Origin of the sequence: Photobacterium sp. 2_MG-2023 (assembly GCF_030547675.1) — a bacterium.
Lineage (GTDB): Bacteria > Pseudomonadota > Gammaproteobacteria > Enterobacterales > Vibrionaceae > Photobacterium > Photobacterium arenosum.
Map to the genome: position 1 here is coordinate 42,990 of NZ_JAUOQQ010000003.1, position 11,971 is coordinate 54,960.

Here is an 11,971-nt window from a genome sequence, read left to right on the forward strand (position 1 = left end):
GTATGCACCGGACAGACCGGTGCATGACTTTAGTGTTATTTCTGTTCAGCCTGACTGTCGAGATAGGCTTTATCAGCAATCAGCGTCCATTCACGGGCTTTTTTCAGATAGGCCGCTTGTGAATCCAGGATCTCTTTTGCCAGAGGATCACTCTTGGCCTGCTCTTCAAGCAATTCATCGTTGGCCTGGCGAATGGCTGCCATGACGTCATCCGGGAAGTTCATGACTTTGATGTTCGGATATTCTTCCTTCATGGTTGACCAGTTCTCAGCACTGGCGTGGGTATTTAAGATATACATGTCATAGGCAGAGAGGCGCATCGCAACGCGCAGAATTTCCTGCAGATCAGCCGGCAGGCGCTCCCAGGATTGTTTGTTAACCAGAAATTGCAGTTCAGTTGCAGGCTCATGCCAGCCGGTATAGTAATAAGGTGCGATTTTGTGGAAACCCATTCTCAGGTCCAGGCCCGGTCCCACCCATTCCAGCGCATCAATGGTACGGCGCTCAAGTGCTGTGTAGAGCTCGCCCGGCGCAATATTGGTCGGACTGGCACCTAACTTAGCCAGTACCTCACCGGCAAAGCCCGGAATACGGATTTTCAGGCCTTTCAGATCATCAGTCGTTTTGATCTCTTTCTGAAACCAGCCGCCCATCTGAACGCCCGTGTTACCACCGGGGAATGACAGCAGGTTATGAGGGCCATAGACTTTTTCCATCAGTTCCATGCCGCCACCGTGATAGAACCAGGCATACTGTTCGGCCGCGACCATACCGAAGGGCATAGTGGAGAAATAAAGGGTATTCGGTACTTTGCCTTTCCAGTAGTAAGACGCCGAGTGGCCAATGTCATACTGGCCGGCTTTTACCATATCAAACACGCCCAGCGGCGCTTTGTGTTTATTGGCAGAATCGATTCGGATCTGCAAACGGCCGTTAGACATTTTCTCTGCTATCTCGGCCATGGTTTTGGTGGTGTCACCAAAAATAGGAAAGTTTGCGCCCCAGGTTTCAGCCAGCTTCAGGCGATAGACTTTTTCTGCGGAATAAGCGGCGGTACTGGAAAGTAAAACCGCAACCGCGCTGGCTGCCACCAGAGCATTGCGTACAGTGCGTTTTACCAGACTCATGTTTCACGTCCTCATTGTTATTGTGATAGCGGGATAATCCCTATGCAATCAAAGCATTGAACAAACTATAGGCCTGAACAAGCGCAATAACACTGAGTGGAGATCAAATAAGATCGTGATAAATAGCGACTAAGGTATTACGTATTAACACGTAGGTTATCTTTTTGGTTAAATTTAACTGTTTGATAAATAACTAATACTTAGTGCGTCATGTGCTTTAGTGAGTGACGTAAACTACGTAGAAAAGACATAGGTAATTATGTTAACTATTTGTGATGGGTGTGAAGTGGCTCACTGATGACAGATCGGCATTACTTCACCCGAGCGTACCCTTGGCCGACTGGCGTTATCAGCATAAAGTCGTTACTATCAGTTTGTATGCAATTTAAGCAGTTTGTGGTTGTTATGAACCTTTCACCGTATAGCACGCAGATAGCAGAGAAGGGGATATGGAGCAGTTAGAACTTTTTACCATTCCCAGCCCGTGTATTGGTGTCTGCCAGGTGAATAACAGAGGGTATTGCAAAGGTTGCCTGAGAAGCCGAGAAGAGCGATTTCACTGGCAGGTGATGAGCAACGATCAAAAACGGCATGTGATCAAATTATGCCGGCAACGTTACCTGCGTTTACTCAAGCGCAAGCGAGATCTGGAAATGCAGGCCGCGAACGAGCCAGACAATCCACAGCAAGATCTGTTCTAGAATTTCATTTCGTTTCATGCAAAATCACCAGACACAAAAAAAGCGCCCTGAGGCGCTTTTTTCTTCAGCGTTTTCACACCAACCGCAATTAGATGCGGATAAAGTCCATGTGCTGAACTTTTGGCTTGAATGGGTGACGCTGGATGTCTTGTGGCTTAACGTTCACTTCTTTACCGTCGATTACCAGAGTGATGGCATCGTAGAAGCCTTCTTTATCCATCTGGTTGATCACGTCATCGTGGTTCAGTTCGATTGCAACTGGAGCTTCAGTGCCACCGTAGATGATCGCTGGGAATTTGTTAGTGTGACGCAGGCGGCGGCTCGCACCTTTACCCAGGTCTGAACGTACTTGTGCTTCAAATTTCATGATAACTACTCTTAAGTGAGTGAATAAAAGAAGGTATTTCAGTAATGCGACCTTACTGAGTACCGTCAAATTGAGCGCGGATACTAACACTCCCTCATGAAACTGACAAGAAAAAATCCTGACAAGCCTTTTAAACAACGAAAAAATCATCAGAACCATCCCATGCATAGCTCTTTTCTACTTGCAACAAAATACACCCAACAAGTTTCATAAATTGGACTTAGTTCCAATAAAATTGCCCAACTGTGATATAAATAACATTGAGATTGATAGTAATTATCATTTGTTTTTGTATAATCTTTACCAATAACGAATCTAATTGATAAAAAAAATTGATAGCAGGGTATATGAATCACAAACAACTCTCACTGATTGCCAGCTCTGTATTGCTGGCCCTTTCTCCTTCATTGCATGCTCAGGAAAAAAAATCTTATACAGATGAAATGGTGGTTACGGCAACGCGCACCGAGCAAAGTATTATGAATGTGCCGGGGTCTGTATCGAAAGTCACTGCCGAGGACATGGAAAAGAACCTGGCGAATGATCTGCAAGATGCGCTGAAGTATGAGCCCGGTGTCCAGGTGAATGGCAATGGCCGCTTCGGGATTTCTGATTTCACTGTGCGTGGTGTTTCCGGAAATCGCGTGAAAGTCATGGTTGATAATGTTGAGCAGCCTGCCGGGTATAATCCGGGTGCCGACCAGATGCGCAAGTATTCAAATGGATTCGAGGTTGATACTTTAACCGCTGTTGAAGTAAGCAAAGGTCCGGGCTCAAGCCTCTATGGTAGTGATGCCATTGGCGGTACAGTCTTGCTGAGAACGAAAAATCCTGAAGATGTATTACAGACTGGAGAAAACAATCATCTGGCTGTCAAAACGGGTTACGCAAGCAGCAGTGATCAATACAAAGCAACGATTGAAGCAGCGAATCGTACCGGTGCTGTTGAAAGTTTGCTGATTTATACCTATCGGGATGGCCATGAAACAAAAGCGCATGGTGATGGGGCTGATATTGAAGGTCGCAGTCGTGGGCAGGCGAACCCGCTGACTTTTGCATCGCATAACGTGCTTGGCAAAGTGTATGTCCAGGTGAACGACGCCAACCGGGTTGGTCTGGTTGCAGAATATTATACACGCGATACAGATGCCCAAATTCTGAGCCAGGAAAATTACGATGCTGGTGGCGGTTTCATGCCGGGTTTTGTTTATACCAATGTGCGAGGTCATGATGAAGATGCTCGGATCCGATTGGGGCTGAACCACGAATGGCAGGCCAATCTTGCTGTTGCGGATTCCGTGAGCTGGGCGTTGAACTGGCAGCAGAGTGAAAGTAAACACGATAACTACGATCATACTGATAGATATGGTAATCGGAATCGCTACCGTGGCGGTGAAGATTCAAGCACTCAGTTTGATGCACAGTTTAATAAAGCCATTGCGTTATCCAATACTCGTCATGAGCTGACTTATGGCTTGAGTGTTGTACAAAATGAGTTCGAGCTGGATTATAAAGACTATTTCCTGGATGCAGGGACAGAGAAACCTGGTCCTGTAGAAGTGCCAAATGCAAAATCTGTGAAATACGGTATTTTCCTGCAGGATCAACTGTATTTAATGCAGGATCAGCTGGTGGTGACAGGCGGTCTCCGCTACGACAACTATCAGGCTGAACCAGCTTCCTCTTCTGGTCTGTCAGACCATGAAAGTGATGCTGTCACGGGTCGTTTGGGGGCGGTATATCACTGGACGGAGAGTTTCAATACATACGCTCAGATCAGTCAGGGCTTCCGTTCACCAACTATTAGTGAAATGTATGAAGATAAAGATAACAGTGCGCTTGGTTACAAGATTGTTGCCAACCCGAATCTGAAATCAGAGAAAAGCCTTGCTTACGAAATTGGTGCAAGAACACAGGGGCGCATCGGTTTGATGAGCATCGCGGCTTTCTACACCGACTATAAAGATTTCATTGCTTCCCAAACTGAGGTTGTCAGCGGTATTCAAATCACCAGTAATGAAAACTTAGACTCGGCTAAAATTTATGGTGCTGAATTCGCATCTGAACTCTGGTTGGACGAAGCTCTGAACGCGCCAAGCGGTACTTACGCAAAAGTATCTCTGGCTTACCAGGAAGGCGAAGATAAAAAGACAGGTGAGGCCTTAGATTCTGTCGCTCCGTTTACATCGGTTGTGGGTCTTGGTTATGACGCACCGAGTGGTGATTGGGGCAGTGAGGTCAATGCGGTTTATGTTGCATCGAAATCTGGTTCAGACTGGTCGAGTGATACTAATGTTGATGCGCCAAGCTACACTGTGGTTGACCTGACCGCTTATTACACACCAACCGAAGATCTGGTGCTTCGTGCTGGCTTGTTTAACGCGTTTGACAAAAAATACTGGCGTTATCAGGACATTGAAGGCTTTACAGCAAGTGAACCCGGCTTGGGTCGTCACACGCAACCAGGTCGCAACTGGGGTGTGAATGTGGATTACGCATTCTGATTTGTTGATGGAATTCACTGTCTGAATTTAGCCGCACATCACTGTGCGGCTTTGTTCATTCTGAATCATCAGACTTACTGCTTGTACTGATCCAGATCGAACAACTTATCTCGAATCGCCCAGAAGCGGCCGCTTTTACGGGCAATAATGATTTCCGGCGGGCGCAGCCTGTGTTCATTGCTGGCAACACGTGTTGGCGCTGTATCGGTAAAGGGCCGGTGGCGATCGACCAGATGGGGATTGATGAATTTTTTCAGAAAATCACTTTTCTGTGTTTTATTGGCTAATGTCCAGACTTCGCTGATATGGCCGTCTTCCTCACTGAAGTAGGTCACTTTCAGCTGAGGCTTGCCGTACTGGTTCTTGCCCGGTTCCAGCTTCATGTCGGTACACTTCATGATCATTGCATCTTTAAGTTTCAGCGCATCACGCAGTTTTTTGTCCGGATCGACCATTACCGCATCACACTGATGGCAGCGTCTGGCGGCGATGTCGTTGTCCGTACCGCATTCTTCGCAGAATTTGGCGCGAAAGCGATAGCCACACTCTTCACGCTCTCCGTCATCATCTTCGAAATAGCCCTGACAGCGGCGGCCATAGTGTTCTATCAGAAAACCGGCCGGGTCGAGTTTGCCCCAGAAGCTGTTTTTAAAGCCGCAAGCCGGGCAGGGCACCATGATCACTTCACTGTTACTGTCAGGTTTGGGATCGCCGACTTCCGGCTGGTACAAGTCATAACAGTTACCGGCATATTCGAGCACCAGACAGTCCGATTTGCCTTCGGCTAACCGCAGACCACGGCCGACAATTTGCTGGTAGAGGCTGATAGATTCTGTCGGGCGCAGAATGGCAATTAAATCCACATGCGGTGCATCAAACCCTGTTGTCAGAACGGAAACGTTCACCAGGTATTTGATCTGCTGATTCTTGAACCCTGTGATGATGCGATCCCGCTCTTCCAGCGGAGTATCGCCAACCACAAGCGCGGCAGACTCACCGGCCAGATAACCCATGATTTCTTTGGCGTGATTGACCGTAGAGGCGAAGATCATCACTCCTTTTCTGTCTTTGGCATAATCGATCACCTGATCGATGATCATTGGGGTGGCGCGGGACGACTTGGCGATCACCGCATCCAGATCTGCCTCTTTATAGTGACCGTTGTTGGCAGGCTTAAGACTGGAAAAATCATAACCAATGACGGCCATGTCCATGATGCTGGGTTCGGTCAGGAAGCCTTCATCAAGCAGATAACGAATAGGCAGCTCGAAAATACAGTCACGGAAGAAGCGATCCTGCTCTGTCCGCACTTGCCCCCGCGTGTGGTATTTGTAAATCCAGCCCATGCCCAGCCGGTACGGCGTGGCTGTCAGGCCAAGGATTTTGATACCAGCGTTGATACGCTGGAGATGCTGGATAACCCGCTGATAGGCGCTGTTTTCATCATCAGGCACCCGGTGGCATTCATCAATGACCAGCAAGGAAAACTCATCGTTGAATTGCTCAAGGCTGTTGACCATAGATTGCACGGAGGCAAAAACGACTTGCTGATCGGTTTCTTTCCGGCCCAGCCCGGCTGAAAAAATGGACGCGTTCAGGCCGTAGCTTTCATACTTGGCATGGTTTTGTTCAACCAGCTCTTTGACATGGGTAAGCACCAGTACCCGGCCGCGGGCTATCCGGGCGAGTTCTGCGATGACCAGGCTTTTCCCTGCCCCGGTTGGCAGAGCCAGGACTGCAGGTGAGCTGTGTTTACGGAAGTAGTGAACTGTGGCTTTGACACAGTCTTGCTGATAAGGACGAAGCGTATACATCAATCACGGTCACTAGTGGAAAGCGAAGGGGAGTGTAACGGCTTTTCTTGGTGTTAGACAAGTAATCGGAGTAGGGCCCAGAGAAATGAGCCCCGGTGGTCAATCATTAGGAAGCCATGTTCAGTGGCAGTTTCGTGGGCTTGATGGTTTTGGTCATCATGCAGAACTGGCGGCGCGGAATAAAATCGTGCTTCTCATAGAAGCTGCGGGCGCCTTTGTTACCTATGTTCACTTCGAGAGTCAGTGCATGCACACCGGCTTCTGCGCAGTGATGTTCAATCTGAGGCATGAGCTCAGTGCCTATTCCTTGCTGGCGCCATTCGGATTTCAGGTAGAACTGATCTATCAGGGCTATTCGTCCGCCATGCTCAAGGCTGAAGCTGTAACTCAGGATAATATGTCCGGCAATCATAGTATTGCCTTCATGTTCAATTTCTATAAACCAAACCTGACCCAGTTCAGGATTGTTCAACATCTGGTGTACTGCCTGTGTGGTTTGCTCACGCTTTTGTGGCAGGACTTCATATTCAAAGAGTTCCCCAACTAGTGTAAGCAGCATGTCCACAGAAGACAGGCTAGGCGCTACAAGTGAGATGTTCATAAGTCAACCTTAGTTGTTCGGTGTTTTCATGGCACAGTGGTGAGTTGTTCAAGGTGTTTATACGGATAACTCATGCCCTCTGTCTATAAGTGAAGACCGTGAAAATGGAGAAATGTTCTACTTTTTGAGCTTAGTGGCAGTTCAGGCAATGCGATGTAAAAATTTGTGATCAAGGGTTGCAATTAGTGATATCGCTTCAGCCGGCTCAGGTTTGAGATTTTTCGTGCATCACGCAGGCCAGGTTTTTATAATGGCGCTTTTGCACCACTCGGAGCCTGCAATGCGGCTTGACAAATTTTTATGTACCGCCCTGGGAATTACTCGCAAGGAAGCCGGTAAATTACTCAAAGAAAAAAGAATAGAAGTGAATGGCGACATCGTCAAAACCGGTGCGCTGAAAATCACGGATGACTGTGACGTTGAGTTTGATGGCAGCACGCTGCACATGACGGGCCCGAAATATTTTATGCTGAACAAACCTCAGGGTTACGTTTGTTCGCATGTGGATGACTTTAATCCGACCGTCTTTGTGTTGCTCGATGAAGTCAGCCCGGAAAAACTGCATGTGGCGGGTAGACTGGACGCGGATACCACAGGGTTGGTGCTGCTGACGGATGATGGCCAGTGGTCACACCGCATCACCTCGCCGCGCCACGTTTGCGAGAAAGTGTACTACGTGGAAACGGCCGATCCAATTCCGGCCTCTGCAATCAAGGAGTTCGCCGAAGGTGTACAGTTGCGCGGCGAGAAAGATCTGACCCGACCGGCAAAACTGGAGATTCTTGAGGAGTGCGCAGCACTGATCACTATCTCTGAAGGGAAATACCATCAGGTGAAGCGCATGTTCGCTGCAATCGGCAATAAAGTGGTGGCGTTACACCGTGAGCAGGTTGGCGCTGTCGTGCTGGATGAAGATCTGGAACCTGGTGAGTATCGTCCTCTAACGGAAGAAGAAATCGCCAGCTTTTAATCTGTTAGCGGCTTAGCGACTCAGTGTTATAGCGACTTAGTGGTAAAACGACTTAGCGGTAAAGCGAGAAGGCGTCGGCCCTGTAGGGGTATCGACGCCTTTTTAATACCTGCTATTTGTTCTTTCAGGCTGCAGAGAAAAACAGCGAAAATTCGCTGTCAGGCAACATAGATGCGATTTTTTGGTCAATACTTGAACTTTGTGATAACGCGCATCACAATTTTTCGCTAGTACACTATAAAAAGAAACTTATCATTTCCTGTCGGGAAAGATTTAAGTAGCGGAAATTGTCGTACAATCACTTCCTCTCCTTTTAAATATGCTAATAAGTGGTTTATGAATAAATCTGACAGTCCAGGCCTGAGCTTTTCGCTGATCCTCATCCTGGGGGCAATTGCCGCACTCACACCGCTGGCAATTGATATGTACCTGCCTGCTATGCCAACTATCGCGAAAGATCTGGGCGTGAGCCCCAGTTTAGTGCAGGTGACCCTGACAGCGTATACCGCAGGTTTTGCCGTTGGACAGCTTATTCATGGCCCGCTTTCAGACAGCTACGGCCGTCGCCCGGTACTGATAATCGGTGTGATGCTTTTCGCACTGGCGGCAGTGGTGAGTGCAATGAGCCATAACATCAATGAACTGACCTGGATCCGTGCCGCGCAAGGCTTTGCCGGTGCCTCTGCCGCCGTTATCATTCAGGCGCTGGTGCGGGATATGTTTGAACGGGAAGAGTTCGCCCGTACCATGTCTTTTGTCACCTTAGTGATGACAATTGCGCCATTGGCCGCGCCAATGATAGGTGGGTATCTGTCTGTCTGGTTCGGCTGGCGTTCCATTTTCTGGTTTCTTGCACTGGTTTCGGTGCTTGTCATTCTGGCCGTGTTAAAAATGATCCCCGAAACCCTGCCAGCTGAAAAAAGACTGCCGTTTAACTTAGGCTCCACACTCAGAAATTATGCGCGCATGCTGACATCAGCCCCCGCGCTCGGTCTGGTGGTGAGCAGCGGTTTTTCGTTTTCGGGGATGTTCGTTTTCCTCACTGTCGGCTCTTTTGTGTACATCGATCTTTATCATGTCAGCACCGAAAACTTTGGCTTGTTGTTTGGTCTGAACGTGATCTGTCTGATTGTCATGACCACCTTGAATGGCAAGCTGGTACGTAAAATGGGCTCGCATTATATGCTGCGTTTGGGCCTGATCATTCAATTGATCGCCGGGGCAGGGTTGATTGCAGGACAGGTGCTTGAACTCGGTCTGTGGGGCGTTGTGGTACCGGTAATGCTGTTTGTGGGCGCGATTTCTACCGTTGCCAGTAATTCAATGGCTTGTTTGTTAGCCAAGTATCCGCATATGGCGGGTACGGCTTCGTCATTGGCTGGTACAATGCGTTTCGGCACAGGTACTGTGGTGGGCGGTATTGTAGCGGCGATGCCAGATACCACAGCCTGGCCGCTGGCAGGAACGATGGCCGCTTGTGCAGTCTTAGCCTGCTTGTTTTATTGGGGACTGGCGAAAGACGCCTGATGACCTGTGATTGAATAAGAGTATTTGAAAGAAAATTATGGCTGCGTTTTATCAAGAGCTGAACAAACTGGTGGATGAAGGTCTGGCTGAGTTGGAGTCTTCTGTTACAGCAGGCAAAACTCCCAACAATCCGGTGAGTGAAACGCACTTTATGAGTGCCTGGATCACCAAAGTGATTAAACAGCAACGCTATGATCATTGTGTGGCGAAAACATTGCTGGGTTGGCAGCAGATGGCTCGCAGTATGGGTAAGCAGGCACAGCTGAAGCTGAAGTTTGAACACCTCGCATGGGCGCTGTCGGGTGTGTTGACTGAAGAAGGCACCACCAGTCCGGTGAAATCTGAACAATTGGACAGGTTTTACAGTGCGCTGCTGCAGCTCGACTGGGTGGTGGCGACAGAATACGAAGTGAACCGAAAAGTGACGCACCACACCGATGGTCAGGCGTCATTGGTGGTGTGTGCGAAGCAGTCAAATGAAGCATTTGATGAGGCAGGAAGACTGGCTAAGCCATTGTCTGTTTATGTTCGCGGCAATATCCAGCAATGCATTGATTTGGCCTATCAGCAAGGATTACTGCTGTACAAGGTTACTGACTATAAGTCGCTGGTGAAATACCACGGTGAATATATTCTTTATCCTGATAATGCAGGTGACTATCTTCCCGAACTTCCCACGCGAGCAGCAGAGTAAGAGACATTAAAGTGCAGCGAAGTCGCTGCATTTTTTATATTTTTATTATGTTTATCACGGTTTGTAGCCTGTCAGATAGAGTAAATAACAGGTCGGTTCAGGTTGTCATTCACTTGTGACTTCAACTTGTGATTTGAAAGGGCCAGTATAAAATCCGGGCCTGTCGCTTTTCTTATGCTCTCCTTATTTTTCAGGAATATGTATGTCGCCATCTGCTTCTCCTTTATTTGAAGGGGTGTTTGTCCGTCGCCTGCTGGCGATTGCTTTTCCTATTGCCTTACAGGTTATGCTGTTTTCCAGCCGTAGCCTGGTCGATATTCTGATGCTGGGTCAGTTAAATGAGCTGGATGTGGCGGCAATTGGTATTGCTGGCCGGGCACTGTTTGTCGTTACTATTATGCTGTTTGGTGTGACGACGGGGGGGGCATTACTGGCGGCCCAGTATTGGGGTGCTGGCAATCAGCACGGGATGAAGCAAAGTGTTGCGCTTACGCTGACCATGACAACCCTGGTCGCCACACTGGCTGCGCTGGTATTTCTTGTGCTTCCTGAGCAGGTTATCGGATTGGCGACAAATAACCCGGAGGTGATTGCCCGGGGCGCTGAGTATCTGCAAATTACCGCCGTGAGTTTGTACGCTGTGTCGTGGGGCAGCAGTGTCTCTGTGGGTTTACGGGCTATGCATCAGCCTGCGATCAGCACGCTGTTCAGTGCCGTAGGCATTGCGCTTAACCTGTTCCTGAACTGGGTACTGATTTTCGGTAATCTGGGGATGCCGGCTTATGGTATTGCCGGTGCAGCATGGGCCACGGCGATCAGCGGTCTGGTCGAAATCGCGCTGCTATTTGGTTATCTGCATCTCAAGGATCACCCGATTGCGCTGCGCTGGTCGCTGTTTCCTGAAGTACTTAATGCTCAGATGATAAACCGCTTCCTGAAACTGTCGCTGCCTACTACTTTTAACCATCTTGCCTGGTCGGGCGGGATCTTCATGTATCACGTCATTATCGGGCAGGCCGGTGTCGATGGTTTGGTGGCCTTATCGGTGATGACGCCTATCGAGTCGATGGCGCTGGCGATGCTGATTGGTATTTCCAATGCATCAGCCGTACTGATTGGCAATCAGTTGGGCGGCAGTAACATGGATCAGGCTTACCGGCAGGCCTGGGCCGTCACTGTGATCAATTTTGGCTTTGCTGTGGTCACGGCTGGACTGATGTTTCTGATCCGCGATCCTGTACTGGATTTGTTTGCTGCCATGACAGCGGAAACCCGGGAGTTGACCGAACATTTCTTCATGATTTTTTGCGTCGGTATGATAGTGAAAAGCTTGCCGATGACCATGATAGTTGGCGTGTTACGGGCAGGTGGCGACATTCGTTTTTGCTTTTATCAGGATATTGCGGCGCAATGGATGATAGGGATCCCACTGACTGCATTTTGTGCCTTTGTGCTGAAACTTCCGCTGGAATGGGTTTACGCCATGCTGGTATTGGAGGAAGTGGTGAAAATCATCGGTTCCAGCATACGCATACGCTCAAAAGCCTGGATGAATAATTTGGTGGCAGGTTAAAGTTTCATCCCATAACTTCCGATCCGGATGTTATCGCATGATAATCAGTTTTTTCTTTATTCAGACAAAGGATGACTGATTGGGTAGACCACA

10 protein-coding genes are annotated in these 11,971 nt (G+C 48.6%); 6 read left to right on the forward strand and 4 right to left on the reverse strand.

Annotated features, from left to right (window positions below; translation table 11 throughout):
• Positions 1–35: 35 nt before the first annotated feature.
• Positions 36–1,127 carry a TRAP transporter substrate-binding protein gene (locus tag Q4491_RS03885; RefSeq protein ID WP_192016594.1) on the reverse strand — a complete coding sequence of 364 codons (1,092 nt, stop codon included), beginning with the start codon at positions 1,125–1,127 and terminating at the stop codon, positions 36–38.
• A 449-nt stretch (positions 1,128–1,576) separates the two neighbouring features.
• Between Q4491_RS03885 and Q4491_RS03890 the strand changes: the two genes are divergently transcribed.
• Complete coding sequence (locus Q4491_RS03890; RefSeq protein ID WP_303454823.1) at positions 1,577–1,828, forward strand: DUF1289 domain-containing protein; 252 nt, start codon at positions 1,577–1,579, stop codon at positions 1,826–1,828.
• 88 nt (positions 1,829–1,916) lie between these two features.
• On the opposite strand, the gene rplY is transcribed toward Q4491_RS03890, so the two are convergent.
• A complete protein-coding gene (gene rplY, locus Q4491_RS03895) occupies positions 1,917–2,195 on the reverse strand; it encodes a 50S ribosomal protein L25 (RefSeq protein ID WP_192016596.1) in 279 nt (92 codons plus the stop codon).
• Positions 2,196–2,542: 347 nt separating this feature from the next.
• Between rplY and Q4491_RS03900 the strand changes: the two genes are divergently transcribed.
• On the forward strand, positions 2,543–4,699 hold the full coding sequence (locus Q4491_RS03900) for a TonB-dependent hemoglobin/transferrin/lactoferrin family receptor (RefSeq protein WP_303454828.1): 2,157 nt from the start codon (positions 2,543–2,545) through the stop codon (positions 4,697–4,699).
• Between the two features lie 74 nt (positions 4,700–4,773).
• On the opposite strand, the gene Q4491_RS03905 is transcribed toward Q4491_RS03900, so the two are convergent.
• Both Q4491_RS03905 and Q4491_RS03910 read right to left on the reverse strand, forming a co-directional pair.
• A complete protein-coding gene (locus tag Q4491_RS03905) occupies positions 4,774–6,513 on the reverse strand; it encodes a DEAD/DEAH box helicase (RefSeq protein ID WP_303454830.1) in 1,740 nt (579 codons plus the stop codon).
• Between the two features lie 106 nt (positions 6,514–6,619).
• Positions 6,620–7,114: an N-acetyltransferase gene (locus Q4491_RS03910; RefSeq protein ID WP_027252305.1), complete on the reverse strand. Its 495-nt coding sequence runs from the start codon at positions 7,112–7,114 to the stop codon at positions 6,620–6,622.
• 280 nt (positions 7,115–7,394) lie between these two features.
• Between Q4491_RS03910 and rsuA the strand changes: the two genes are divergently transcribed.
• The 4 genes from rsuA (at position 7,395) to Q4491_RS03930 (ending at position 11,878) form a co-directional block, all read left to right on the forward strand.
• On the forward strand, positions 7,395–8,084 hold the full coding sequence (gene rsuA / locus Q4491_RS03915; RefSeq protein ID WP_192016599.1) for a 16S rRNA pseudouridine(516) synthase RsuA: 690 nt from the start codon (positions 7,395–7,397) through the stop codon (positions 8,082–8,084).
• A 336-nt stretch (positions 8,085–8,420) separates the two neighbouring features.
• Positions 8,421–9,611 carry a Bcr/CflA family multidrug efflux MFS transporter gene (locus Q4491_RS03920; protein ID WP_192016600.1) on the forward strand — a complete coding sequence of 397 codons (1,191 nt, stop codon included), beginning with the start codon at positions 8,421–8,423 and terminating at the stop codon, positions 9,609–9,611.
• 37 nt (positions 9,612–9,648) lie between these two features.
• Positions 9,649–10,305 carry a DUF2913 family protein gene (locus tag Q4491_RS03925; protein WP_218384718.1) on the forward strand — a complete coding sequence of 219 codons (657 nt, stop codon included), beginning with the start codon at positions 9,649–9,651 and terminating at the stop codon, positions 10,303–10,305.
• 202 nt (positions 10,306–10,507) lie between these two features.
• Positions 10,508–11,878 carry an MATE family efflux transporter gene (locus Q4491_RS03930; protein ID WP_303454842.1) on the forward strand — a complete coding sequence of 457 codons (1,371 nt, stop codon included), beginning with the start codon at positions 10,508–10,510 and terminating at the stop codon, positions 11,876–11,878.
• The last annotated feature ends 93 nt before the right edge of the window (positions 11,879–11,971 follow it).